Source organism: Promicromonospora sp. MS192 (assembly GCF_049532985.1).
In the GTDB taxonomy this organism is placed as follows: Bacteria; Actinomycetota; Actinomycetes; order Actinomycetales; family Cellulomonadaceae; genus Promicromonospora.
This window is the reverse complement of the sequence record NZ_CP186693.1, coordinates 686,291-710,953: the sequence shown is the minus strand read 5'-3', so window position 1 is coordinate 710,953 and position 24,663 is coordinate 686,291. Positions and strand designations below refer to the sequence as shown.

The following is a 24,663-nucleotide window of genomic DNA, read 5'->3' as shown; positions in this document are numbered from 1 at the left end:
ATGCCCTTTCTTTCGGTAAGCCTGCTGCTTAGCGTCGCCCGGTACCCACGTCGAAAGGACAGTCATGATCGTCGTCACCGGGACGGGCAACATCGGTCGCCCGCTCATCGAGTCACTCGTCGCCGCAGGACAGGAGGTGACCGCCGTGTCACGCCGTCCGACCACCCTGCCGGACGGCGCCCGGCACGCACCCGGCGACCTCGCCGACCCGGCCGGCCTCGCGTCCGCCCTCCAGGGCGCCGACCGGATGTTCCTGATGGCTCCCGACCCGACCCTGCCGGTGGCCGAGCTCGTCCGGACCGCTCGATCCGCCGGGGTCGGGCGGATCGTGCTGCTCTCCTCCCAGCGCGCCACGTCGCGGGGCGACGACCCGTTCCTGGCCGGCCTGGAGCGGACCGTGACCACCGAGGCGCCCGAGTGGACCGTCCTGCGTCCGGGCGGCTTCGCGTCCAACGCGCTGCTGTGGGCGGAGTCGGTCCGTTCGGCACGGACGGTCCGCGCCCCGTTCGGCGACGTCCCGCTCCCGCCGATCGACCCCGCCGACATCGCCGCGGCCGCCGCGGCGGCCCTGCTGGAGGACGCTCACCTGGGCCGGCACTACACGCTCAACGGTCCCGAGGCCCTCACCCCGCGCGCCCAGACGGCCGCCATCGCGGCGGCACTCGGCGAGGACGTCCGGTTCGTGGAGCAGACCCGCGAGGAAGCCTTCGCCGAGCTGTCCCAGTTCTGGCCCCCGGCAGTCGTCGACAGGACCCTGGACGCGCTCGGTACGCCGACCGAGGACGAGCGGACGCCCTCTCCCGACACGGCGCTGGCCCTGGGCCGCAGCCCGCGGACGTTCGACGACTGGGTCGCGCGTCACGTCGGCGCCTTCAGCTAGGCCGACGCCCGTCTCGGTCGCACTCCACGGCCGAGACGGGCGCAGCGGGTGCAACCTCAGTGCCGGACCCGGCGGTCCACCACGACCCAGTTCGTCTCCCACGTCGCGCCGCCGTCGGCCGAGAACGCCTGCTCGAACCGCGCCTCGTCCTGGCTCACGCGGGTGATGAGGAAGCGCACCTTGATGGGGCGGTCACCGAGGTGGTCGTCGCCGTAGAACTCGCCGACGCCGTCGTGGAAGCCGCCGTAGACGGCCGGGGTCAGCAGGCCGTCGCGCATGTTCACGAAGGTGAGGCTCCACCGCTGCGCCTGCGGTTCGTACAGCCTCAGGTTGAGCGCGTCGATGCTGCCGGCCGGTCCCGAGACCGCGAGCTCGACCACGTTGGCCCGCCCCTCGGAGAGCGGGCGCACGGTGCTGGTGCCGGAGAACCGGAGCCACTCGTCCGGAGACTCCGAGAGCGGGTCGGCGAGCACCCGCACGGACGAGCGCCAGGTGCCGATCTCCCAGTCGAAGTCGCGCTGCGGGTCGGTGGTCGTCGATGACACGGAGGCCGGCGCGGCGTCGCCCGATACCGCCGTCACGAACAACAGGGCGGCGGACAGGCCTACAGTCAGGATTCGTCGGTATGGAATCGTCATGGTTCGACTATTGAGCGGAGCATGGTCATGAACAAGAAGGCACCTGCGGGTAACCCCTCTCGTCCCAATCCGCTCCCTGGTTGCCCGATGGCCGCCGCGTTCACCGCGATCGGCGGCAAGTGGAAGCTGACCCTGATCTACTGGCTCGCCCACGGCGAGTCCCACTTCGCCGGCCTCCGCCGCCGCGGTGCACCCATCACGGCCAAGGTGCTCGCCGAGCAGCTCCGTGAGCTCGAGGCCGACGGGCTCGTCGAACGTGTGGTGACGGGGCCCGTCCCGGCGCCCGTGATCTACCGGCTCACGCCGTGCGGGACCACGGTGCTGCCCGTGGTCGAGGGCGTGCGGGTCTGGGGCGAGGCCCACCTGCGGCGCACCGACGGCGCGGTCGCGCCGGAGGGGGCGCTGAGCTGCGCCGACATGGTCGGCTAGGGTCACGCAGCCAGTCGTGCCTCCAGCACGGGGACCCCGTCGCCGGCCAGGTCGGCCAGCACCTCGCGCCGTCCTGCCATCGCCATCACCAGGGAGAGCAGCGGACCGCTCGCCGTGGGGCCGTCACCCGTCCGGAAGTCCGCGTCGGTGGCGATCAGGCGGAGCCCCTTGACCAGTGACCTGCTGTTCACGGCGAAGTCCCTGGTCGCGAAGAACCGGGCGACCATGAGCAGCCCCTCGGCGTCCGGCCGGTGTGCCAGGCCCAGCGGCCGGCGGATGTCCTCGGCGTGCACGAGCAGCTCGCCCAGCCCCGCCACGCTCTCCGTGCGCGGCAGCGCGATCGGGCCGACGGCGGCGTACCGCTCCAGCGTCTGCTCGGCCGAGTCCGCACGGAACTCCTCAAGGCGACGCTGGTTGTGCAGGTCCGCGTCGAAACGAGCGCCGGCCATGCTGCGCAGCCAACCCCAGAAGGTCGACGTGGAGGCGGCACCCAGGTGCGCGACGACGTCCTCGACGGACCAGTCACCGCAGAGCGACCGCGAGCGCCACTGGGCCGGGGTGAGGGTGCGGAGGTCGTCGACCAGGGCGGCGTGCTCTCGTACCTGGATCTGGGAAGGGTGGGGCATGCGGGCAGTGTATGGACCAGGATGCTCGGTGTTGCTCGAACTCAGGACCCGGCCTGGTCGTGCCACGCCATGGTGCTTCCCGCCAGCGCCGCGTCGGCCACGCGGGCGGCGAACGCCGTCCTGATCCCGGCGCGGGAGCTGTCGATCCACTTCTGGACGTGCTGGTGGCCGCCGCCCGGTACTCCAGGGCCTGGAGCAGGCACTCCAGCTTGTCGGCGTCCTTGGCGCACCGGGCTTCCAGGGTCTCCTGGGCCTCGTACTCGATCACGGCGTCGGTCACGGTCTTCGCCGCCGCGTCAGGCAGGTGGGACGTCTGGTCCCGGGTGATGGTCTCGTTGTCGCCGGTCCGTGCGAGGTAGGCGCGGGACGAGTGGGGAAGGTCGGTGATCCGGGTCTCCTGGGAGTCGTGCCACAGGCCCAGGTACGCCGCCCGGGCAGGGTCGGCTCCCTCCTCGGAAGCGATCAGCGCGGCGAGCTGGGCGACGCGCAGGCTGTGCTCGGCCACGGACTCGGGGTCGCGCACGCCCACCTGCCACCACCCGGACCTGCGGAGCCGTTTGAGCACGCCCATCTCGTGCGCGAAGTTCGCGACGCCCGCCGCTGCGGGGTCGGTGACGTCGTCGGCCATGCCGGTGCCTTCCTGGTCGTCGAGCTCCTGCGACGCACGCAGGCTAACCGCCGTCCGGTCTCCTGACCCGGCGATCGGGTACCGGGCTGCCTGGAGTTGCACCTCCCGTAGCGGCATGTGTTCCGCTGGTCTCACGTCCCTCCCAGGAAGGCCCGCTCATGCATCCGTCCTTCATCCCGCCGCGCCAGGTCAAGATCGGTGACGCGGCGGCCTTCGTCGGCACCACGCCGCGAGCGATCCGGCACTACCACGAGATCGGCCTGCTCCCGGAGCCCGAGCGCGGCGGCGACGACCGCCGTCGTTACGGCTACGACGACATGATCCGGCTCCTGTGGATCCGCACGATGGCCGACGCTGGGATCGCGCTGGACGACATCCGCGACGCCTTCGCCGACACTGATCCTGCCGGGCCCTCGGCAGACGACGGTGTGGTGGAGATCCTGGACCGGCTGGAGCAGACCATCGACGCCCGGGAGGCAGAGCTGCGGCGCCAGCGGGCCGCCGTGCAGCGCATGCGCACCGAAGGCAGCCGGATGGGCCTGCTCTCCGACGTCATCACGAGCCGGCTGAAGGACCTGCCCGAGGGCTCGCTGCGACAGGCGGACCTGGACGACCTGCTGGTCACCGAGCGGGTCCTCGGCCCGCTCGGCGCGGCTGTCCGGGCCTCCCGGTTCATCGCCCTGGCCACCCACCGGGACCTGCGCGAGGAGTCCGACCGGGTGGATGCCGCCGAGGAGGCGCTCGACGACACGGTCGCCGTCGACGACCCCCGTGTAGCCAGGGTTGCTGCCGAACGACACGCCTTCGAAGCGAGACTGCACGCCGTGATCGAGGAATCCGGCCTGGCTCAGCGTGACGAGGCGTTGTTCGAGTCCTGGGATCCCGCTCTGGACGAGGATGCCAGCGGTGGGCAGAAGACCATGAGCGCCTTCGAAGCCTTCGGGAAGATCCCTTACGACGTCTCCCCGGCTCGTCTGCGCTGCATGGAGCTGGCCGCCGAGCTCGACACCCACGGGACGGCTGCGTCGAGGAGCGAGCGGCTGGATGATGCGTAAAGAATCCGTTGTTCATCGTGCTCGGACACGCGGCTGGCGTGGGCGCCGCGAGCAAACCGGCTCGCGTCAGCCGCCAGAGCCTCGCGAGCGGACGGCGACCAGCCGCCGGGGCCGGGTCCGACCGTAGGGTGGTGCGCATGTGCTGTGCTCCCGCCGTTGCGACCACGAGCCGATGAACCAGAGCATCCCTCCCGAAGAGCCATCGGCCGAGCTGCTGGACGATGTGGCCGCTGCGGTCGGGGCAGAGGTCACTCTTCTCGGCCGCCTGCCCGGGGGCGTCAACGGGGGTGCCGTGCGCGTGCAGCTTGCCGGCAGTACCGACGCGGTTCTCAAAGCAGTTTCCCGGGCTCACCCCGAGCACCTGGACGAGACGTTGCGCGCCCAGCGGGTGGTCGAGCACATGCGTGGCCGCGGCTATCCGACGCCGGCGTGGCTCGGGGCTGGGGCCACCGCCACTCATGTGTGGCATCTGATGGACTTCGTCGACGCGGCACCCGCGGCCGAGCTCACGCCGTCCCTCGTCGAGCAGCTGATGGAGATCGTCGAGCTCCAGGCCGGCCAAGGCTCCGAGCCCTACGACCACTGGTCGTACGCCTGGCGGGTCGCCACCGGCGTGGAACCGGCTGTCGCCGGGCCGGAGCTCAGCGAGACGCCGGAACAGTCGCGCCTCCGCCGGTCCATCGCCAGGCTCTCGGGGTGTTCCGCCAACGTATCGGCCCTGGTCGAGCGCTTGCGGCTCGCGTGCGCCGACGTCCCGGCACCACGAGAGGCACCGGACATGGTCCACGCCGACCTCTCGACACCCGGCAACGTTCTGGTCCGCGACGGGGCTGTGGTGGCGGTCGTCGATATCGGGAACGCGGGTAGCGGCACGCGGGCCATCGATCTCACCACGCTCGTGTGGTACTCGTTCCAGGACCCGCTGCTGGACGACGTCCGAAGGCGACTGTGGACGAAGATCCTCGATCTGGTCGGCGGGGAAGGAGCGGCCGTGCTCACAGCGGCTCACGTGCTCCACATGCTCGAGATTCCCGTCCGTGAAGGACGCCGCGATGACGTTCCGGAGGTGGTCGAGCGTGGGCATCGTGCCCTCGACGAGCTGAGGGCGCTTCGCTAGTCGCGGGCCTGGCGATGACGACCAGGCACGTGACGCGGCAGGGGGTGTCGGCGGCGGGTGCTCCGCCACGCTCAGGACTCGACCGGAGGGGAGCCTCCGTCCGCAGCCGGTCACTCAGCGCCTCCGCGTTCTCCACGTCGTCCATGTCGACCGAGATCCTGACGTTCGCCACCCAGCTCATGGCGGTCGTTCTACCGGAACGGACAACAGGTCACCACAGGATGGGGTCGAGCTGGCCCTGAGCGGTCATGAGCGGAGCGTGGGTCTCGCGAGAGGCGTTCCGGGCGCTGGCGTTCGCGACGACGATGAGCCGGACCTGGCCGCCGTGGGGAAGAACGCCGCGTGTTTCGTGTTCTCTGCTGCCCGTGATAGAAACGCCTGATCGGGCGTCTACGCAGGTCGCCCCAGATTTCGGTGGATAATTCAGATGGATGTCGACGGGTGGAGTGGCATGCCTGACCTGGAACCGCAGGGGAGCGAGGGCCGGGTCGCGCTGGTGGACCTGACCGGCGCAGAGGACATGACTGCGGCACTGCGCGAGCTGCAGGACCAGTGGGGGCCGGTGGCCCCCGTGGACCTGGAGCCAGGCGTACCGGGCTGGCTCGTGCTGGGGCACGCCGAGGTGATGGAGGTGATGCGCACGGAGAGCGTCTTCGCCCGGAACCCACGGCACTGGAGAGAGCAGCTACCACCGCAGTCGAACCTGCACGCCATCCTGTCCCCGACCGGACGGCGGAACCTGTACTTCGCGGACGGCGCGGAGCACCGGCGGCTGCGGCTCCCGGTGGACGAGGCGTTCGCCGACATGGACGAGGTCCGGACGGCAGCGCTCGTGCGCGTCGTCTGCGCCCGGCTCATCGACTCGTTCGCCGCCAAGGGCAGTGCGGACCTGATGGGCGAGTATGCGGCGGCGGTGTCGTTCCTGGCAGTGTCGGCCATGTTCGGGTTCGACGAGCGGCAGGGGGTCGACCTGCTGCGCTGCGCGAGCGAGATCTTCGGGCACGGCGGCGATCCCGTGTCAGCCCTGGTCCGGATGGACCAGATCGTGATGGACCACGTCATCGCGACCCGGGCGGAGCCAAGCCCGAACCTGACCACCAGCTTCATCGAGCACCCGAGCTTCGAGGACGACACCGAGATCGTGCACACGATGGTGGTCGCGATCTGCGCGGCCAACGAGATGCTCGTGACCTGGATCGCGGCCACGCTGCGCCGCATGCTCACCGACCCCCGGTACACCGGCCGCCTCACCGGCGTGCGCCGCGGCCTGGACGACGCGATGGACGAGACGCTGTGGAGCGAGCCGCCCGTGGCGAACCTGCCCGCCCGGTACGCCGTGACCGACTGCACCCTCGGCACCGCCCGGATCCGCGCCGGTGACGCGATAGTGATGGGCGTGGCTGCCGCGAACAACGACCCGCGGGTGCGCACCAGCGACGACCTGTTCGAGGCGGGCAACCGGTCGCACCTGTCGTTCGGCGTCGGGCCGCACGCGTGCCCCGCCAAGCGCCCCGGGCGGCTCGTGGTCAAGATCGCGGTGGAGAGCCTCATGGAGCGGCTCGACCTGAGGCTCACCGACCCGGTGGTGAAGTGGGCGCCATCGCCGTGGTCGCGCTACCCGTCCACGCTGCCGGTGACGTTCACTCCCGAGCGCCAGGCCGCCCGCACGCCTGCCCGCATCTGACCTGCCCCTGGAGCGTCAGACGGCATCGACGTGCGCCTTGCCGTTCACGCAGGTCTTCGCGCGCCGTGCCCGCGCGGGGTTCGCCGTCGGGGACCTGCATCGTGAGCATGAGCTCGAGGTTCCAGCGTGCCTCGTCGAGGATGTTGGCGACTCGAGCTACCGATGCTCGGGACGAGCACCAGCGGCTGGGGAACTCAGGCCGTGCTGGCGAGGGTCCCCGGGTGCACCGGCGTACGGAACGTCCCGGTGCGCACCCAGGACTCGACCTCGTCCACCGCAGCCTCCCCGAGGCGTCGCACCTCTCCGCCGACCGGCCCGGCCATGACGGTGTCGTTCGTGACGAACCGACAGGGGGTCTTCGACGCCCGGGGCGGCGTGGCAGGCGGTTGCCGAGGCTGCCAGGTTGCGCCAACGACGCACAAGACCAACCGCACCGCCACATGACTTCCTCATAGTCACTTGTTTACGCAATGGTCACACGGCGACTCGCAAGGGCCGTATGTTCTGCCCGGTATGCACGTTATGTTTAACGTTGTCCATCGGCAGACGAGATGGTGTCTTGGCTGAAGAAGGAGCCCCCAGTGCCTGACCACACCGGCAGATCCCGGAAGACGGCAGACGCCGCCGCAGCCGGCTCGGACCGCGAGTCCCGCCGCCGCGTGACCAAGCTGATCCGGCACCTGAGCACGCCCGAAGGGCGCGCCGACCCCCACGCCGTCTACGACGAGCTGCGGGCCATGGGCCCGGCGGTACGCATGCCGTGGGGAGCCTGGATGGTCACCTCGCACGGCGCGAGCCACGAGGTGCTCAGCGGATCCGGCTGGCGCACCGTGGACGCAGCCTGGCGCACCGCGCGCCAGCCGACGTGGGTGCGGCACCCAGGCCTGAAGTTCCTGCACGACTCTGCGCTCGGCACCAACCCGCCCGGGCACGCCGGGCTGCGCCGCAGCCTTGGCTCGTTCGTCTCGCCGCGGTCGGTCGCTGACCTCACACCGCAGATCGTCCAGACCGTCCACGAGTACCTCGACCGGTTCGATGCGGCGCTGCGCGCCGACGGCGAGGCGGACTTCGGGGCCCTGGTCGGCGACCGGCTGCCCATGGCGGTGCTCTGCATCGTTCTCGGGCTGCCGCGCGAGGACATCCCGCTGCTGTGCGAGATGAGCCGCATGCTCTCGAACGTGCACGACCTCGCGCCGAGCAAGGCGCGGATGGCGCAGGCCGACCGCGCGGGCAAGCTGTGGAACGCGTACTGGGAACAGCTCGTAGCCCAGCCCAGACCCCGGCTCCCGGAGGACTCCCCACTGGGAGAGTGGCTCGACACAGAGACCGACCCCGCGGTGCGCGCGGTGGCCGGCTCCCAGCTCAACGTCATGATCGAGGCGGGCCTCGAGACGACGACGTCCCTGCTGTCCGACGGCGTGGTGCAGCTCCTGCGCCGGCCCGACCAGGCCACGTGGATGCTCGAGCACCCGGAAGCCGTGCACGGCGCCGTCGAGGAGCTGGTCCGCTTCGTATCGCCCGTACAGCTCATGACCCGGTACGCGGCGCAGGACACGGAGCTGCCGGGCGGCATCCCGGTGACAGCCGGGCAGATCGTGCACGCCGTGGTCGCCGCGGCCAACCACGACCCCGACGCCTACGACTCGCCGCACGACCTGAACCTCTCGCGCCCGCCCCGCCGCAACCTCGCCTTCGGCGTCGGCATGCACTACTGCCTAGGTGCGCCGCTTGCCCGTCTGGAAGCGACGACCCTGTTCCCCGAGGTGCTGCAGCGGTTCGATCTCGAGTTCGCCGGGCCAGTGGGCTACGACGAGACCCTCGCCTTCCGCGGAACACGTTCGGTGCCGGTACGGCGGCGACCCCGTCCAGCCGCGACCGCGGGTGCTGGTGCGGCGGTGGCCGCAGGTGAGAGCGCGTCCGCCGCCGGACCCGTCGTGGTCGACCGCGAGGACGCCGTGCTGGTGGTGACCCTCACGCGACCCGACGGCGACAACCGGCTCGACCGAGCGACGCTGACCGCCCTGGGCGACGTGCTCACGACGCTGCCCGACGACATCGCTGCCATCGTGCTGCGCGCCGAAGGGCGCCACTTCTGCATAGGCGGCGACCTGGACGAGCTCGCCCATCTCGCCGCCAACGACCCCGACGGCTACCGGAACCTCGTCGAGCTCGGCGACGAGGTGTTGCGCGCCTGGCGCACCTGTCCGGCGGTGACAGTCGCGGCGCTGCACGGCAACGTCGCCGGGACAGGGCTCGGGCTGGCGGTCGCGAGCGACCTGCGTGTGGCCGCCGAGGACGCACGGTTCCGCGCGCCCGAGACGGTCGTCAGCATCCCGGTGGGTCCGAGCGAGGTGCTGGACCGACTGGTCGCCGAGATCGGTTCCGGCTGGACCCGCGCGATGCTGCTGCTCGGCGATGCCATCAACGCCCAGGAGGCGCTGGAGGGCGGGCTCGTGCAATCCGTCGTCCCGACCGAGAAGGTGGGGGCCGAGGCCAAGCGCCTGGCCCGGCGCATCGCCCGGCGCGACCGGGAGGCCATCCGCGTCACCAAGCAGACGATGGCCCGGCTTCCGCACGACGGTCCCGATCCGACGGCAGGCACCGACGCGTGGGAAGCACCACTGGCCCAGGCCCTGCGGCGCCGGATCACCCTTGGCAGCGCGAGGTAGCGACTCCTCGTCGACGAAAGGCCGGCGGGGCCAGCGTCAATGCTGGCCCCGCCGAAGCGCGCCCGAGACGATCGTCAGCATTCCGGTCAGCCCGAGCGAGGTGCTGGACCGGAACTCGCGGCAACACAGAGGACCAGGTCGACGTGGTTCTTGAGATCCGAACCTAACCACGGTTGGGACAGCTGCTGCTAGCCCCGATCGACTCCGAGGACATCCAGTCGACTTCCACGATCTGCGTCACTGCTACGCGAGCCCGCGCATCCGCCACGGCGCGTCCGTCAAGGCGGTTCAGGCACGACTGCCACAAGGACGCGAGTGAGACCCTGGACACCTCCTGGTATCACCACGGCCTTCAGGCCAGGCGACCATGGCGCAACTGCGAACGTGACCTCGCGCCCGGAAGCCTCCGACTGATGCTCCGATGCAGGTCAGGGCCTCGAAAGCGGACGAGCCGGTCTGTACGCCGGGTTTCCTCGGCAGGCTTTGCGGCCTGTCGGGGTACTCGGCGCGATCGGCTGAGAACGTTGGAATTCTGCGGCTCGCGGGCGTTGGCTGCCATGGGGTCCGACAGCGCTTGGTGGGGCTCTTGCGGACTCCCTGCGGACTGGGTGCGGACCGCGGACGGCCAGAACTGGGCGACTGCACCGGTGGCGCGGTTGCGCGACGCGGAGAAGTTGCAGGCCCAGGGCGCGACGATCCCGCAGGTCTGCAAGAAGCTCGGGGGCAGCGAGCTGACCTTCTCCAGGTGACGTCAGAAGTACGGCGCGCTGAAGGAGGACGAGGCTCCTAAATAGTGGACTTTGCCTATAATTGTGAGCTATCTCGACCAAGACTGCATGCTCCCCCAAACGAGAGAAGGCTTGCCCTGCAATGAATCGCCGTTCCTTCCTAGCCTCCCTCGGAGCTGCCGCGACTGTTGCCTCCATTGGAGGGTCGCGGGCAGCTGTCGCGGCGGCGACTCCGTCGAGCGGGCCCGGCGCGGACCAACTCTCCAACCAGCTGGAGCTGGAGTATCGCGCGCGAGACCTGGCACAGCACCCGGCGGTGCGGGCCGAGGTCGCCCACCTCCAGGGCGCGCTGGCAGACACCCGGGCCGGCAGGAACGCGGACGACAGCGGCGACCTGACGGGGTACCTCGCCGGTCTGGCGCACTGCTGCGCGCTCTTCGCGGCGAACGACCTACCCGATCGCCCGCGCGTCCTGTGGAACCTGTATCCCGGCGCGGAAGCCGGCTTGCCCAACCCGGACACGATCTACCGGTACGTCATCGTGTCGCCCGACTACCGCTACGAGATCACGGGCCGCCGCGGCACCAGCGCGGACCTCACGTTTCAGGTCGACGACTCGGGTCCTGAGCGTGCGGGGCGGCTCAACCGGAACCTCGGGCTGCTGGCGGCGTCCGATCTCGCCGTCCGTCCGGACGGCACATTCACGATCACCGTCGGACCCGATGAGGCAGACGGACGCCCCAATCACCTCCGGCTGCCCTCAGACGCTCGCCGGATCATGGTGCGCGACACCGTGTCCGACTGGACGCAGACAGCCACGTCGCTCGCCGTACGCCGGGTCGGCGGCGGCCCTGTCCAGCCCGAGCCCGGTCTCGACGAGCTGGCCGAGCGTGCTGCCGGCTTCCTCGCGTCTGCGGCTCCGCTCTGGGTGAAGATCCCCGAGCAGTACAACTACGTCCTGCCGCCGAACACGCTTCCCGAGGCGCGGCCCACGGGCGCGGGCGGTCTGCAGAACCAGTACGTCACCACGGGCACGTTCAGCCTGACCGACGACGAGGCGCTCGTCGTGACCGCCGCACCCGGCACGGCGAGCTACCTCGGGTTCCAGCTGGGCAGCAACTGGTACGTCGACTACGACTACCGCAACCACACGAGCAGCCTGACGAGCGAGCAGGCCACGACTAACCCCGATGGCAGCTTCACGTGGGTGATCGCGCTGCGCGATCCCGGCCACGCGAACTGGCTCGACCCCGCCGACCACCACCAGGGCCTCACTCTGATGCGCTGGCAGGGCCTCAGCGCCCCGCTCCCGTCGAGCGCCTCCCCGCGCGTGGCTCGGGTGCGGCTCGCGGAGCTCCGCTCCTCGGTGCCCGAGGGTTCACCGTTCGTCTCTGCTGCGGAACGCCAGCGGAGCGCGGCTCGACGCCGGCAGCAGTACGACGCACGCATGGCCAGGCTGCGGCACCCGTGAAACCGAAATGGCAGTAGGCCCGGACCAAATGGTCCGGGCCTACTGCCATGGTCGGAACTGCGAGGCCAGCCCTGCCTGCGCGTGTTACCTGACTTGGGTCACTGCTGTCCACATGCGAGACGTGCGGGGCTGTGACCTGGGCTGATGTTCGGGGTGCTGTGGATTTAGCGCGCGGTCAATGCACTAAGTAGGCTTGTTGGGTGGTGTGGATCCGGCGGGTGCGGACGGCGTCGGGGGCGACGGCGGTCCAGATCACGCTGGGAAAGCCCGGGCGCAAGCCACTTCCAGCGGAATCACGCGCCTTGACCACGGAGCAATGCCGGCCTCAGATGAGAGCCGCCGCAGTTCCTGACGTGAACCACTGTACGAGCGGAACCGCCAGCAACACCGCAACCCCAGCCGCATCCTGGGTCCCTTCGCGGTGGTCCGGTTTTTCCGTTCCACCGTGCCGGTCAACCTGCCCGGCCCAACGCACGCAACATCCCGAGCAGCACCTCCGATGTCGGCGCCTGCGAGTCCTCGCGCTGTAGCGGAAGACCCCATCCCTGGTCCCGGATAACCCCGATCATCTTGCCCAGCGTTACCTTGCCATCGTTCGGGCTCACAACCGGCTTTGCTGCATCCTCGACCGCCTTGATCGCCAGTCCGTACGCCTTGGATGGGTCAGGGTTGACGCCGAATGCAGCATGCCACGCCTCCGACAAGCGCCGCCCGGCATCGCCAGCCGGCTCCATAATGTGGTCGGCCGTCTCCTGCACACCGAGCGGCACTCGCCGCTCCAGGCCTGGATACCCCTGCCGGGTCGCTACTGATTCGGCCGACGTCGTGCTGGCGATGCACATGCTGTACCACGTCGAGGACGTCGAGGCTGGTATCCGGGAACTGGCGCGGGTCCTTAGCCCGTCGGGGACAGCATTCGTCTCAACGAACGCTATCGAGGACAAGAGCGAGCTTGACAACCTCTGGCGCCGGGCCGCATCCCAGGTTCTCGACACTCCGACCCCCCTGAGCGAATATCGCTGTCCCGCAGGTTTCCACTGAACGCTGCGCCGACGATGCTGAGAAGACACTTCGGCTCCGTCGAGACCCATGAACTCCCAGGGACGATCAGCGTCACGTCACCTGATCCGGTCATCAACCACCTTGCGTCCTACGAATCCTTCGCACGCAAGAGCGGTGTCCCGTTCCACCGAACAGTGAGAGCGGCCGAATCGCTACTCCAGAAGCGTCTGGATCAGCACGGAGAATTCACTATCTCCTGCCTCAGCGGCATCATCGAATGCAGGTCCGCGCCCAAGCCCGGCAAGAAGAAGGTCGTTTCCCCTCTCGACGGAGGTTGTGTTCAGTCTCCGCGACGTGATCCCGGAGCTTTACCGAGCGCTGGTGGTCACGACGGCAGGGACAGGGCTCCGGCAGGGTGAGGTCTTCGGACTCACCCCGGACCGAGTCGACCTCAAGCGGAGGACCTTGACCGTTGACCGACAGCTCGTCTCGGTCAACGGCTCTCGTCCGGCGTTCGGCGACCTCAAGACCGAGGCGTCAGAGCGCGAGGTCCCGCTGCCGCAGACAGTGGTCGATGCGCTCACCACGCACCTGGCCACGTTCTCGCCGGGGCCGATGGGCTCATCTTCACGAACTCCGAGGGCGGAGCACTTCGACGGTCTGCCTTCAACGACGTCTGGACGGCGGCCCGGCGGACGGTCCTCGCGGCATTCGCGTGGCTCGACGCCTCGCCCAAGGACCGGACCGGAACGGTAGCGCGGACGCTTGGGACGTCGACCGCGAAGGCGGATGTCCTCGTGATCCAGGCGCGTGCTGCGGGCCTCATCCCACCTGAGGATGCAAGCCCAACGCTCATCGAGGCAGCACGAGCAGCGCTCGGCGACCTTCCGCGCGGTGCCATGGTGTTCCACGACCTGAGGCACTACTACACGAGCCTGCTCATCCGGCGTGGAGCGTCGGTGAAGGTGGTGCAGGCGCGTCTCGGACACAAGTCCGCAGCCGAGACGCTGGACACCTACTCGCACCTGTGGCCGGACGACGACCGGACCCGCGACGCTGTGGACAGCGTGCTCGGCGCAGTTCCTGCGGACTCTCTGCGGACTGCGCACCCTGTGGCAGCCTGAATGCCCTGGTCAGGGTTCTAAAAGCGGACGAGCCGGCCTGTACGCCGGGTTCTGTTCCCGCGCCCGGTTACCCCGGCGCGGGCGACGGTCATCCATCTAGGCCCTGCGTTGCCGCAGGGCTCGAGCGGTCTACCCGACTGTGCTTCTCGCAAGAGAATCGGGCGAGCAGCCCTCAAACACAGTCTGTCTGACCTTGCTCCAGGTGGGGTTTACCGAGCCGCTGCCGTCACCGGCAGCGCTGGTGGTCTCTTACACCACCGTTTCACCCTTACCCCCGGCCGAGGCCGAGGGCGGTCTGTTTTCTGTGGCACTGTCCCGCGGGTCACCCCGGGTGGCTGTTGGCCACCACCTTGCCCTGTGGAGCCCGGACGTTCCTCGGCGGGCGCCCGAAGGCACCCGACGCGACCGCCCGACCGACTCGTCCGCGGATGAATCGTACCTGAGCACGTCGCCAGGTGAGTGCGGGAGTAGTGGCGTTCTGACCGGTCAGAACGCCACTACTCCCGCACTCACCTGGCGGCAGGCGCAGCGTCACACCTCCACGCGGTAGCCCAGGGTCAGCTCGTCGCCCGAGACGCCGCGGATGCCCCAGTTCTCCCGGGGGCTCTCCAGGATCACCAGCTCCAGGTCGTCGGCCGACAGGCCCAGACGAGGTGCCACCGTGTCGTACACGGCCCCGATCAGCGCGCGCTTGGCCTCTCGGCTGCGGCCCGTGAAGCAGACGATCTCCACGACCAGGTAGGCGTCCGAGCGCGGGGCGACCAGGTCGCCGTCGTCCAGGAGGAGGAAGCGGTGGAAGCGCTTGTCCGGCGGGAGCTGCCACGTGCGCACCAGCACGTCGTGCAGGGCGTCGGAGATCTCCGTGCGTCGCTCGCCCCACACCGACCGCCTGCCGTACACCTTGAGCTGCGCCATGCGCGGCAACTTACGCTAGGCGGGTGCTCCTGCTCCTGCCGCCCTCCGAGGGCAAGACGCCCGCGCCCGACGGCGCCGCGCCCCTCGACCTGTCCACCCTGGCCCACCCGGAGCTCACCGAGCGCCGCGAGGAGATGCTGACCCACCTGGCGCGGACCAGCGCGCGGCCCGATGCGACGGCCGTGCTCGGCGTCGGCGACGGGCTCGCGGACGAGGTGGCGCGCAACACGACACTGCGCGAGACACCTACGGCCCGCGCCGCCGAGGTCTACACGGGGGTCCTGTACGCGGCCGCCGGCCTGGCCGGTCTGCCCGACGCCGCCGCCCAGCGCGCCCACGCGAGCGTGCTCACCTTCTCCGGGCTGTGGGGCGTGGTCGCGCCCGGAGACCGCATCCCCGCCTACCGGCTGGGCATGGGCGTGAGCCTGCCCGACGTCGGCCGGCTCGCCGCGTACTGGAAGCCCGCCCTGGCCGAGGTGCTCGACGCGCGGGCCGCGGGCGACGTCGTCGTGGACTGCCGGTCGGCCACGTACGTGGCGGCCTGGAAGCCGCGGACCACGGGCGCGGACGCCGCCGAGTGGGTCGAGGTGCGCGTGCTGCGCGAGACCGGCGGGAAGCGGACCGTCGTCTCGCACAACGCGAAGCACACGCGCGGGGTGCTGGCCGGGCACCTGCTGCGCCGCGAGCACGAGGCACGCACCAGCGAGGACGTGCTCAAGGCGGCGCAGGAGCTGGTCGGCTCGGTGGTGCTCACCGAGATCGGTTCCGGCAAGGACCAGACCCTGATCGAGGCCAACCTGCTCGACGGCAGACCGCGCGGCCCGCGCACCCTGGAGCTCGTCCTCGCCTGAGCGGCCCGGCCGCCCCCGCACCCCGCCCGGCGACGCTCCGGTAACGACCACGCCGCACCCCTGGCGCCTGCAGGCCGCGACCGGTTGGATGTGCCGTCATGACCTACAGCCTGACGGGCGTCCGCGTCGCCGTGGCCGCGGCGTTCTTCGCGCAGGGATTCGTCTTCATCAGCCTCACCACCCGGCTGCCGCGGTTCCTGGAGCACTGGGGGCTGGACGAGGTGGCCCTCTCCCTGCTCCTGCTGATGATGGTGCTGCTCGCCGGCGCCGGCTCCCTGGTGGCCGAGCACACCGCGCGGCGCGTGGGCAGCGCCGCGCTGCTGCGGATCGCGTTCGTGCTCATGGTGGTGGCCGTCCCGACCCTGGTGCTGGCACCCGCCATGGCCTTCTTCGTGGGCGGCGTGGCCGCCTACGGCATCGCGCTCGGCCTCGTCGACGCCGCCTCGAACATGCAGGCCGTGGACCTGGAGCACCGGTACGACCGGCCCATCCTGCCGTCGTCGCACGGCTGGTGGACCACCGGCGGCATCCTCGCCGCCGCCGTGTCGCTCGCCACCGGGCACCTCTCCCCCGCGGCCGGGGTGTTCGTCGTGGTGGTCCCGCTCGTGGCGGCGTTCGCACCGTATCTACCGCACCAGCGGGCCGACGACGACGCCGGGCGCCGCGCCGGGCCCTCCTGGGGCGCGGACGCCGCCGGGCCGGTGCCGGGACTGACCGGGCCGGCAGGCTCCAGGCGGACCGGCACGACGTCCACCCCCGCCGGGACCACCACCCCGGCCGAGCCCGTGCCCTGGCGTCCCATCTGGCTGGTGGGCGCGGGGCTGGTCGTGTTCTACATGGTCGACACCGCCGCATCGGCCTGGGGACCCGTCTACCTGGCGCGGGCGTTCGACGCGCCGGGCAACCTCGTCGCGCTCGCCACGTTCCCGTACCTGGTCACGTCCATCGTGGTCCGGCTGACCGGCGGGGCGCTGGTCACCCGGTTCGGGGTCACCGTGCTGCTCCGGGTCGGGGCCGTGGTCGCGTTCGCCGCGCTCGCGCTCGTGGTGCTCGCGCCCACGTGGCAGGTGGCCGTCGCGGGCTTCACCGTGCTCGGTGCCGCCGTGGCGCTGGTGGCACCGCTCAGCTTCTCGGCCGCGGGGCGGATCGCGGCGGGCGGCGCCACGACACCCGCCGGAGCACCGACCGCGGGTGGCGTCGGCGCTGCCGACCGGGCCCGCACCGACGCCGTCATCGCCCGCTTCAACCAGTTCAACTACGTGGGCGCGCTGCTCGGCTCGGTGCTCACCGGCTTCGTCGGCGCCGACAACCTGCGGCTCGGGTTCGCCCTGCCCGCCGTCCTCGTGCTCGCCCTGATCCCGCTCGCACCCGCGTTCGCCCGGGGGTCGCTCGGGCGGCGGTGACCCTGGTGCGGTTCAGCCGACCGTGGACGCGACCCGCACCAGGATGCGGCCGCACTCCTCGCAACGCACCACGGCGTCCGGCGCCGCGCTCTTGATCGCCGCGACGTCGCCCGGCGGGAGGTCGATGCGGCAGCCCTCGCAGCGGTTGCCGTTGAGCACCGCCGCGCCCGTGCCACCGAGCTGGGCGCGCAGCTTCTCGTACAGGGCGACCAGACCGGCGTCCAGGCCCTCGGCCGCCTGCGTCCGCTCGGCCGCGAGCGCCGCCGCCTGCGCGTCGATCTCGGCCCAGGCGGCGTCGCGCTCGGCCTCGACGGCGGTCTTGTCGGCGACCAGGGCGTCGTTGGCGGCCTCGACCTTGGCGAGGGCGTCCTCGTGCGCCTCCAGGCGTTCCATGACGTCGAGCTCGACCTCTTCCAGCGCGGCCTGGCGGGTGGCGAGCGAGGAGAGCTCGTCGGTGAGCGCCACGGCGTCCTTGGCGCTGACGCTGCCGGAGTCGAGGCGCTGCTGGTCGCGGGCGGCGCGGTTGCGGACCTGCTCGACGTCGCTCTCCGCCTTGGTCAGCTCGCGCTTGAGGTCGGCCACCCGGGTGCGGGACTCGACGAGCGAGGTGCGCAGGTCGGCGATCTGACCGTCGAGCTCGCTCAGCCGGGTGAGCGCGGGCAGGTTCTTGCGCTGGTGGGCGAGCTGCTGGGCACGGGTGTCGAGCGCCTGGACGTCGAGCAGCCTGCGCTGGTCCTCGGCTGGTGCGGTAGCCACGGAGGCGTCCTCTCGGGTCGGATCGGGTCGGGGGTGGTCCAACGCTACCCCGCGCCCGACGGCGTGGAGCACCGGTCCGTGCCCACCCCGGGTCAGCGAGAGGGGACTCGTCCGGTCCAGGGGTCGGTCACGAGCTCACTGACCCGCGTCTCGACCGCGAGCCCGTCGGCCGCGAGCGCCGCCGTGAGGTCGTCGGCGGCGTAGCGCAGCCAGGGCCACTCGCTGGCGTAGTGGGCGGTGTCGACGAGGAACGGGGTGCCGGACGGTCCGGCGCCGCCCGCGGCCCGGGCCTCGAACTCGGCGCGCTCGCGCAGCTCGGAGGCGGGGTGGTGGCGCAGGTCGGAGGTGACGTAGACGTCGGCGGCGGCCGCGCGAACGGCGTCGAAGTAGCCGTCGCCGGACCCGCCGAGGACGGCGGCCGTGGTGACGTGGGCGTCGGGGTCGCCGGCGTAGCGGATGCCCTGGGCGGTGGCGGGGAGCGCGGCGGCGACACGGCGGGCGAAGTCGGCGAGGGTCGTCGGTTCCGCGAGCCGTCCGACGCGGCCGATGCCTCGGCTGTCCGTGTCGGGGCCGGCGGTGCTCACCTCGAGGGGGCGCCGGTCGGTGATGCCCACGAGGTCGGCGAGGGCGTCGGCCACGCCCCGCGGGGCGGCGTCGGCGTTGGTGTGCGCCACGTGGAGGGCGCAGCCGCCGGTGAGGAGCCGGTGGACCACGGTGCCCTTGAAGGTGGTCGCGGCCACGGAGCTGGTGCCGCGCAGGAACAGGGGGTGGTGGGTGACGAGCAGGTCGGCGCCCCAGCCGAGGGCCTGGTCGACGACGGCGGCCACCGGGTCCACCGCGAACAGCACCCTGCGGACGGTCGCGGCGGGGTCGCCGGCCACGAGCCCGACGGCGTCCCATCCCTCCGCCGTCGAGGGCGGGTAGAGCCCGTCGAGGGCGCCGACCACCTGCCCCAGCGTGGGTGCCCGTGGGTCGGTGGCGGGTGCGGTGGCGTCGGTGCTGCTCACGCGTGGCAGCGTAGTACGCGGTCTCCCGGGGCGGGCCGCGAGGACATAGGCTCGTCCTGTGACCGAGCAAGCATCCTCCGCGGCGTCCGCCTCGTCGGCGCCCCGCATGAACGTCGAGTCGTTCAACCTGGACCACCGTGCCGTCGCCGCCCCGTACGTGCGGCTCGCGGACCGCAAGCAGCTTCCCGCGGGCGACGTGATCGTCAAGTACGACGTGCGGTTCACCCAGCCCAACGTGGCGCACCTGGAGATGCCGACCGTGCACTCCCTGGAGCACCTGTTCGCGGAGCACTCGCGCAACCACTCGGACGCCGTGCTGGACTTCTCGCCGATGGGCTGCCAGACGGGTTTCTACCTCATGCTCCAGGGCGAGCCCGCGTACGAGGACGTGCTCGACCTGGTCGAGGCGACCCTGCGTGACGTCGTGCGTGCCACCGAGGTGCCCGCGGCCAACGAGGTGCAGTGCGGCTGGGGCGCGAACCACACGCTGGCCGGCGCGCAGGAGGCGGCGTCGGTGTTCCTCTCGGCACGGGGCGTGTGGTCGCAGGTGTTCGGCGACGGTGCGCCGGGCGAGGCGTCGGCCGCGGACATGGCGGCCCGGGACGCCGCGGCGCGTGCGGCGGCGGCGCAGGACGCGGCGACGCGGGACGGTGCGGCACGCGAGACGGCGCCGGGCGAGGACGCGGCGAGCGGTGGGGCGACGGGCCGGTGAGCTCCGGCACGCCCGTCGCCGTCGTGGTCGTGGCGATGGACGACGAGGCCGCGCCGTTCCTCGATCTCGCCTCCGAGGCGGCCGAGCCCGAGCTCGTGGGACGCGCGCAGCACCGGCGCCTCACGCTCGCCGGCCGCCCGGTGGTGCTCGTGCGGAGCGGGATCGGCTTCGTCAACGCCACCGCCGCCGGGGCGGGGGCGATCTTCCGGTACGGCGCCGACGTCCCGCTGATCAGTGCGGGCAGCGCGGGCGGGCTCGCGAAGGACGTCGCGGTCGGTGACGTCGTGCTCGGCACCCGCCTCGTGAACGCCGACGCCGACGCGCGCGCCTTCGGCTACGTGCTGGGCCAGGTCCCGGGCATGCCCGAGGCGTACGACGCCGCCCCCGCGCTCGCCGACGCCGTGCGCCGGGCGGCGGGTGCGGGCGCGGGGTCCGCGACGCCGGTGCTGCGGGAGGGCACCATCGCCTCCGGCGAGAAGTTCGTCACCGCCGACCTGGCGGCGCAGCTGCGTGCCGACTTCCCCGACGTGCTCGCGGTCGACATGGAGTCGGCGGCGCTGGCCCAGCTCTGCCACGGTTTCGGTACCGGCTTCGTGTCGGTGCGGGCGGTCTCCGACCTGTGCGCGCCGGACGGCACCGAGTTCCTGACCCACGTGGACGACGCGGCACTGCGGTCCGCGCGCCTGGTCACGGCAGCTCTCGGGGTGCTGGCGGGCTGACGGCGCCGGCGGCTCCGGGCACCGGCGGGTGCTGAGGGCCGCCCGGCGCGTCGGCGTCGGACTCACGGGCCGCCGCCTGGAGCTGGGCGACCGCACGGGCGACTAGCGCGGCCCGCCGCCGGTCCCGCCGGGCGTGCACGACGATGCGCCGTGCGACCGACGGCCGGACCACCGGTCGCGTGACCACGCCGTCGTGCGGGCCGGGGACGGCGAGCCGGGGCAGCACGGTGACCCCGACGCCCGCCGCGACCAGCCGTACCGCCGCCCGGTGGTCGTCGAGACGGGCCGCGTACCGTGGGGTGAAGCCGGCCGTGGCGCACGCCGCGAGGACGATCTGACCGATCGGGCTGTCGTAGATGTCGTAGTCGATCCACGGCTGGTCCGCGAGGTCGCCGAGCGCCACCTCGGGCGCGTCCGCGAGCCGGTGCCTGACGGGGAGCACGGCGAGGAACCCCTCGACGGTGAGCGCGTGCCGCTCGTACCCGTCCAGCCGCACCTGGGGCCCGGTCACCGGCTCGGTCCGGACGTCGAGGTCGGGCAGCCGGCGTCCGCGGCCGTCGACGGGCTCGTTCAGGCTGATCTCGACGGTGAGGTTCGGCTGCAGGCCGCGGACGGCGCCCACCACCCCGGGCATCCACCGCTCGGCCGCCGAGGCGAAGCACGCGACCGCCAGGTGCTCGCCCTGGCCGCCGCGCAGGTCTGCCACCACGCGTTCGAGACGGCCGAAGTCGGCCAGGAGCGCCTGCGCCTGGTCGGCCAGGTGCCGGGCGGCGTCGGTGGCGACGATGCCCCGGCCCTGCTTCTCGAACAGCACCAGCCCGGTCTCCCGGGCCAGGGCCGACAGGTGCTGGCTGATCGTGGCCGGCGCGTAGCTGAGGTTGCGTGCCGCCTGGTGCACGGAGCCGGCCGCCAGGACGGCCCGCAGGATCTCGAGGCGTCGGGGGTTGAGCATGCCGCCGACCTTACGCAACCGTTCGCCATCGACGACCGGTCAGCCGTTCTTGTGTGCTTGTGCTGATTCTTCCGGGTGGCCGACGATGGCATCCGGCACGCGAGAGAGGACCACGATGGACACGACCTTCCTGGACGAGGCCGACCGCCTCCTGATCCGCTACGGCCCCACCTTCAGCCCCCGCCTGATCGAGCGTGCGGCGGGCTCGTACGTCTACGACCACGAGGGCGCCGCGATCCTCGACTTCACCTCGGGGCAGATGAGCTCGATCCTCGGGCACGCGCACCCGGACATCGTGTCCACGGTCTCCTCGGCGATCGGCTCGCTGGACCACCTGTTCAGCGGCATGCTGAGCAGGCCCGTGCTGGAGCTGGCGGCCCGGCTCGACGCCACGCTGCCCCCCACGCTGAACAGGACCATGCTGCTCAGCACCGGGGCCGAGTCCAACGAAGCAGCGCTCCGGATGGCCAAGCTGTTCACGGGCCGCCACGAGATCGTCTCGTTCGACCGGTCGTGGCACGGCATGACCCACGGCGCGGCGTCCGCGACGTTCTCCGCCGGACGGCGCGGCTACGGCCCGCCCGCGCCGGGCAACCTGGCGCTGCCGTCGCCCAACGCCTACCGCTCGCCGTTCCGGGCCGCGGACGGGTCGTACGACTGGGAGGCCGAGCTCGCCTACGGGTTCGCGCTCGTGGACCAGCAGTCGGCCGGGAGCCTCGCCGCCTGCCTGGTCGAGCCGATCCTGTCGTCCGGCGGCATCATCGACCTGCCGCCCGGCTACCTGCGGCGGCTGAAGGAGATGTGCACGGAGCGCGGGATGCTGCTGATCCTCGACGAGGCCCAGACCGGCCTCGGCCGCACCGGGACCATGTACGCGTTCGAGCGCGACGGCGTCACACCGGACATCCTGACGCTGTCCAAGACCCTCGGCGCGGGACTGCCCGTGGCCGCCGTGGTCACCGGCGACGAGATCGAGCGGGTCTGCCACGAGCGCGGCTTCCTCTTCTACACGACGCACGTCTCCGACCCGCTGGCGGCCGCCGTGGGGCTGACCGTGCTCGACGTCATCGAGCGGGACGGGCTCGTCGCGCGCGCGGCACGGCTGGGCGTGCAGCTCACGGAACGGCTGGTGGCGCTGCGCGACCGGTACGAGGTGGTCGGCGACGTGCGCGGACGCGGCCTGCTGCAGGGCATCGAGCTCGTCGCGGACAAGCGGAGCAAGGTGCCCGCCGACGCGCTGGGCAACGCCGTCACCTCGGCATGCCTGGACCGCGGGCTGCACATGAACATCGTGCAGCTTCCGGGGATGGGCGGGATCTTCCGGATCGCGCCACCGCTCACGATCGGCGAGGACGACCTGCACCGGGGCGTGGACATCCTGGAGGAGTCGCTCAAGGCGTCCCTCGGCTGAGCGGCACTCAGCCCTTCGCGTCCGCGTAGCTCTCGGTCACCGCGACGCTGAGCGGGAAGTCCACCGGGAAGTCCCCGAACAGGAGCCGCCCCGCCTCGTCGGCCGCCGCCCGGACCTCCTGCGCCACGACCTGGGCGACCGCGGCCGGGGCGTGCACCACCACCTCGTCGTGCAGGAAGAACACCAGGTGCGGCCGGCGGTCGAAGGGGGCAGGAGCCAGCCCGGCGGGGCCCTCCGCGCTCTCCCCCAGCGCCCACAGCCGACGCCGGATCGACGCGATCCAGCACAGCGCCCACTCCGCGGCGGTGCCCTGCACCACGAAGTTACGGGTGAACCGGCCCCAGGACCGGGTCTGGCTGCGGGCACGGGACTGGGCGTCGGCCCCGGCGTCCTCGTCGAACGCCGAACCCTGGACGGCGGCCCACGAGTCCCCGGGCCGCGGTGAGCTGCGGCCCAGCCTCGTGGTGACCACCTCGCCACGCTCCCCGGCCCGGGCCGCGCGCTCGACCAGGTCGATGGCCTGCGGGAACGCGCGGGCAAGCCGGGGCAGCACCTGGGCGCTGACGCCGGTGGTGCCGCCGTACATCGCGCCGAGCATGCCGACCTTCGCGTGCTCCCGGGTGTCGACGGCGCCCGCCGCGACGATGCCCGCGTACATGTCGGTGTTCGCGCCGTCCTTGCTGCGCCCGGCGGCGGCCATCCGTTCGTCGCGGGCCAGGGCGGCCAGCACGCGCGGTTCGAGCTGGGCGGCGTCGGCCACGACGAAGGTCCACCCCGGGTCGGCGACCACGGCGCGCCGCACGCTGTGCGGGAGCTGCAGGGCGCCGCCCCCGGTGCTCGCCCAGCGGCCCGTGACGACGCCGCCCACCACGTACTCCATGCGGAACCGGCCCTCGGGTGCCCAGGTGTCGAGCCAGTTCCAGCCGTTCGCGGTGTAGAGGCGGTACAGGCCCTTGTACTCCAGCAGCGGGGCGATGACCGGGTGGTCCAGCTTCTCCAGCTCCCACTTGCGCAGGCTGCGCGCGCCCACGCCCGCGTACTCCATGGCACGCAGCAGGTCGGGGTGGGAGTCGGGGTTGAGCGTGGGCGGGGCGTCCAGCGCGGCCCGGATCTGGTGGGCCAGCGCCTCCAGCCTGGCCGGACGGGCACCCGGGCGGGGCCGCGGGCCGAGCGCGTCGGTCAGGATCTGGTCGTGGACGTCCCCGCGCCACGGCAGGCCCGCGTGGTGCATCTCGGCGGCGGCGAGCGCCCCGGCGGACTCGGCGGCGAGCAGGAGCCGGAGCCGGCCGGGGTCGGTGCTGTCCTTGATCGCGAGCAGCTGGGCGGACAGCTCGGCGACCGGGTCGAGCGGGTCGGCGGCAGCACCGCCCGGACCTGCGCCGTCCCGCCCGGTGTCCCGCCCGGTGGACGCCGGCCGTGGTCCGGCCCCTGCTGCGGCGCGGCCACGCGAGGTGGTCTCGTGCCCGCCGCGGGGTGCGCTGATCTCGCCCAGGTCGAACAGCGGCTCGGAACCGGGGTGCCGTTCGGGGCGGGTCAGCGCCGCCGCCGTCGGCCCGCCCGGGGGCGGGACCGGGGCGAGGCGGTCCCAGGCCGTCGGCCCCGCCTCGGCGAGCGCGGTACGCGCCGACAGGGCCGAGGTGCGCAGCACCGCGTGGGCGAGCCGGAGGTCGTGCGCGCGGTCGACACGGACGCCGTCGGCCAGCACGGCCGGGTACCAGCCGTTCGTGTCGTCCCAGGTCCAGCGGACGTGCGCCGCCTCGCCGGCCGACGCCTCCCGTGCGAGCCCCGCCGCCTCGACGACGCGCGCCTCGCCCTCGGGCGTGCCGGTGTCGGACACCGGCCGCAGGCCGATGCCAGAGCCGTCCCGCCAGACCACCGTGTGCACG

General features: G+C 72.0%; 24 protein-coding genes, 1 other RNA gene and 2 pseudogenes. 15 read left to right on the top strand and 12 right to left on the bottom strand.

What is annotated here, in order from left to right; genetic code table 11:
- Window positions 1-64 precede the first annotated feature (64 nt).
- Entirely contained in the window at window positions 65-880 is an 816-nt protein-coding gene (locus ACO229_RS03175; RefSeq protein ID WP_423463737.1) for an NAD(P)H-binding protein, read from the top strand.
- Window positions 881-936: 56 nt separating this feature from the next.
- Here the strand turns inward: ACO229_RS03175 and ACO229_RS03170 are convergent, their stop codons facing one another.
- Complete coding sequence (locus ACO229_RS03170; RefSeq protein ID WP_423463736.1) at window positions 937-1,518, bottom strand: hypothetical protein; 582 nt, start codon at window positions 1,516-1,518, stop codon at window positions 937-939.
- Window positions 1,519-1,605: 87 nt separating this feature from the next.
- Between ACO229_RS03170 and ACO229_RS03165 the strand changes: the two genes are divergently transcribed.
- Window positions 1,606-1,947 carry a winged helix-turn-helix transcriptional regulator gene (locus ACO229_RS03165; protein ID WP_423463734.1) on the top strand — a complete coding sequence of 114 codons (342 nt, stop codon included), beginning with the start codon at window positions 1,606-1,608 and terminating at the stop codon, window positions 1,945-1,947.
- 2 nt (window positions 1,948-1,949) lie between these two features.
- Here ACO229_RS03165 and ACO229_RS03160 read toward each other — a convergent pair whose 3' ends face one another.
- The 3 genes and pseudogenes from ACO229_RS03160 to ACO229_RS03150 form a co-directional block, all read right to left on the bottom strand.
- Window positions 1,950-2,573 (bottom strand): maleylpyruvate isomerase family mycothiol-dependent enzyme, encoded by a 624-nt coding sequence (locus ACO229_RS03160; protein WP_423463733.1) that lies wholly within the window; start codon window positions 2,571-2,573, stop codon window positions 1,950-1,952.
- Window positions 2,574-2,614: 41 nt separating this feature from the next.
- On the bottom strand, window positions 2,615-2,776 hold the full coding sequence (locus ACO229_RS03155; RefSeq protein WP_423465359.1) for a hypothetical protein: 162 nt from the start codon (window positions 2,774-2,776) through the stop codon (window positions 2,615-2,617).
- 26 nt (window positions 2,777-2,802) lie between these two features.
- Window positions 2,803-3,096 (bottom strand): annotated as a pseudogene (locus tag ACO229_RS03150) (HD domain-containing protein); the annotation flags it as partial.
- Between ACO229_RS03150 and ACO229_RS03145 the strand changes: the two are divergent.
- The 4 genes from ACO229_RS03145 to ACO229_RS03130 all read left to right on the top strand — a co-directional run bounded on the left by ACO229_RS03145 (window position 2,980) and on the right by ACO229_RS03130 (window position 7,057).
- The gene (locus ACO229_RS03145; protein WP_423465358.1) at window positions 2,980-3,267 is read left to right on the top strand and encodes a hypothetical protein; all 288 of its coding nucleotides are present in this window, start codon (window positions 2,980-2,982) and stop codon (window positions 3,265-3,267) included. The pseudogene ACO229_RS03150 and the gene ACO229_RS03145 overlap by 117 nt on opposite strands.
- A 92-nt stretch (window positions 3,268-3,359) precedes the next feature.
- Window positions 3,360-4,256, top strand: a complete 897-nt coding sequence (locus ACO229_RS03140; protein ID WP_423463732.1) for a MerR family transcriptional regulator — start codon at window positions 3,360-3,362, stop codon at window positions 4,254-4,256.
- Window positions 4,257-4,428: 172 nt separating this feature from the next.
- Complete coding sequence (locus ACO229_RS03135) at window positions 4,429-5,373, top strand: phosphotransferase (protein WP_423463731.1); 945 nt, start codon at window positions 4,429-4,431, stop codon at window positions 5,371-5,373.
- A gap of 451 nt (window positions 5,374-5,824) precedes the next feature.
- Window positions 5,825-7,057, top strand: coding sequence for a cytochrome P450 (locus tag ACO229_RS03130; RefSeq protein ID WP_423463730.1), 1,233 nt, complete (start codon window positions 5,825-5,827; stop codon window positions 7,055-7,057).
- A 194-nt stretch (window positions 7,058-7,251) separates the two neighbouring features.
- On the opposite strand, the gene ACO229_RS03125 is transcribed toward ACO229_RS03130, so the two are convergent.
- Window positions 7,252-7,380, bottom strand: a complete 129-nt coding sequence (locus tag ACO229_RS03125; protein WP_423463729.1) for a hypothetical protein — start codon at window positions 7,378-7,380, stop codon at window positions 7,252-7,254.
- Window positions 7,381-7,638: 258 nt separating this feature from the next.
- Here ACO229_RS03125 and ACO229_RS03120 point away from each other — a divergent pair, with 258 nt between their 5' ends.
- Both ACO229_RS03120 and ACO229_RS03115 read left to right on the top strand, forming a co-directional pair.
- Window positions 7,639-9,726: a cytochrome P450 gene (locus ACO229_RS03120; protein ID WP_423463728.1), complete on the top strand. Its 2,088-nt coding sequence runs from the start codon at window positions 7,639-7,641 to the stop codon at window positions 9,724-9,726.
- 1,044 nt (window positions 9,727-10,770) lie between these two features.
- A complete protein-coding gene (locus tag ACO229_RS03115; protein ID WP_423463727.1) occupies window positions 10,771-11,925 on the top strand; it encodes a hypothetical protein in 1,155 nt (384 codons plus the stop codon).
- Between the two features lie 452 nt (window positions 11,926-12,377).
- Here ACO229_RS03115 and ACO229_RS03110 read toward each other — a convergent pair whose 3' ends face one another.
- Complete coding sequence (locus ACO229_RS03110) at window positions 12,378-12,767, bottom strand: hypothetical protein (protein WP_423465357.1); 390 nt, start codon at window positions 12,765-12,767, stop codon at window positions 12,378-12,380.
- Here ACO229_RS03110 and ACO229_RS03105 point away from each other — a divergent pair.
- Together ACO229_RS03105 and ACO229_RS03100 are read left to right on the top strand one after the other, a co-directional pair.
- Window positions 12,661-12,966 (top strand): class I SAM-dependent methyltransferase, encoded by a 306-nt coding sequence (locus ACO229_RS03105; RefSeq protein WP_423465256.1) that lies wholly within the window; start codon window positions 12,661-12,663, stop codon window positions 12,964-12,966. The two genes, ACO229_RS03110 and ACO229_RS03105, sit on opposite strands and share 107 nt — an antisense overlap.
- Window positions 12,967-13,724: 758 nt before the next feature.
- Window positions 13,725-14,051 carry a tyrosine-type recombinase/integrase gene (locus ACO229_RS03100; protein ID WP_423463725.1) on the top strand — a complete coding sequence of 109 codons (327 nt, stop codon included), beginning with the start codon at window positions 13,725-13,727 and terminating at the stop codon, window positions 14,049-14,051.
- Window positions 14,052-14,075: 24 nt separating this feature from the next.
- Here ACO229_RS03100 and rnpB read toward each other — a convergent pair.
- Together rnpB and ACO229_RS03090 are read right to left on the bottom strand one after the other, a co-directional pair.
- Window positions 14,076-14,472: RNase P RNA component class A (gene rnpB / locus ACO229_RS03095), an RNA gene on the bottom strand.
- A 110-nt stretch (window positions 14,473-14,582) separates the two neighbouring features.
- A complete protein-coding gene (locus ACO229_RS03090; RefSeq protein WP_397431909.1) occupies window positions 14,583-14,966 on the bottom strand; it encodes a tautomerase family protein in 384 nt (127 codons plus the stop codon).
- A 23-nt stretch (window positions 14,967-14,989) separates the two neighbouring features.
- On the opposite strand from ACO229_RS03090, the gene ACO229_RS03085 reads away from it, so the two are divergent.
- Both ACO229_RS03085 and ACO229_RS03080 read left to right on the top strand, forming a co-directional pair.
- On the top strand, window positions 14,990-15,817 hold the full coding sequence (locus tag ACO229_RS03085; RefSeq protein ID WP_423463723.1) for a YaaA family protein: 828 nt from the start codon (window positions 14,990-14,992) through the stop codon (window positions 15,815-15,817).
- A gap of 98 nt (window positions 15,818-15,915) precedes the next feature.
- Window positions 15,916-17,220 carry an MFS transporter gene (locus ACO229_RS03080; RefSeq protein ID WP_423463722.1) on the top strand — a complete coding sequence of 435 codons (1,305 nt, stop codon included), beginning with the start codon at window positions 15,916-15,918 and terminating at the stop codon, window positions 17,218-17,220.
- Between the two features lie 12 nt (window positions 17,221-17,232).
- Here the strand turns inward: ACO229_RS03080 and ACO229_RS03075 are convergent, their stop codons facing one another.
- Both ACO229_RS03075 and ACO229_RS03070 read right to left on the bottom strand, forming a co-directional pair.
- A complete protein-coding gene (locus tag ACO229_RS03075; protein WP_397417553.1) occupies window positions 17,233-17,976 on the bottom strand; it encodes a zinc ribbon domain-containing protein in 744 nt (247 codons plus the stop codon).
- A 92-nt stretch (window positions 17,977-18,068) separates the two neighbouring features.
- Complete coding sequence (locus tag ACO229_RS03070; protein WP_423463721.1) at window positions 18,069-18,983, bottom strand: Nif3-like dinuclear metal center hexameric protein; 915 nt, start codon at window positions 18,981-18,983, stop codon at window positions 18,069-18,071.
- A gap of 106 nt (window positions 18,984-19,089) precedes the next feature.
- Here ACO229_RS03070 and ACO229_RS03065 point away from each other — a divergent pair.
- Both ACO229_RS03065 and mtnN read left to right on the top strand, forming a co-directional pair.
- Window positions 19,090-19,533 (top strand): annotated as a pseudogene (locus tag ACO229_RS03065) (S-ribosylhomocysteine lyase); the annotation flags it as partial.
- 158 nt (window positions 19,534-19,691) lie between these two features.
- Window positions 19,692-20,414 carry a 5'-methylthioadenosine/S-adenosylhomocysteine nucleosidase gene (mtnN, locus tag ACO229_RS03060; protein ID WP_397417559.1) on the top strand — a complete coding sequence of 241 codons (723 nt, stop codon included), beginning with the start codon at window positions 19,692-19,694 and terminating at the stop codon, window positions 20,412-20,414.
- Here the strand turns inward: mtnN and ACO229_RS03055 are convergent.
- Window positions 20,383-21,366, bottom strand: a complete 984-nt coding sequence (locus ACO229_RS03055; protein ID WP_423463720.1) for a LysR family transcriptional regulator — start codon at window positions 21,364-21,366, stop codon at window positions 20,383-20,385. The two genes, mtnN and ACO229_RS03055, sit on opposite strands and share 32 nt — an antisense overlap.
- Before the next feature lie 115 nt (window positions 21,367-21,481).
- Between ACO229_RS03055 and ACO229_RS03050 the strand changes: the two genes are divergently transcribed.
- Entirely contained in the window at window positions 21,482-22,777 is a 1,296-nt protein-coding gene (locus ACO229_RS03050; protein ID WP_423463719.1) for an aspartate aminotransferase family protein, read from the top strand.
- Between the two features lie 7 nt (window positions 22,778-22,784).
- Here the strand turns inward: ACO229_RS03050 and ACO229_RS03045 are convergent, their stop codons facing one another.
- Window positions 22,785-24,662: a bifunctional 3'-5' exonuclease/DNA polymerase gene (locus tag ACO229_RS03045; RefSeq protein WP_423463718.1), complete on the bottom strand. Its 1,878-nt coding sequence runs from the start codon at window positions 24,660-24,662 to the stop codon at window positions 22,785-22,787.
- Between the last annotated feature and the right edge of the window lies 1 nt (window position 24,663).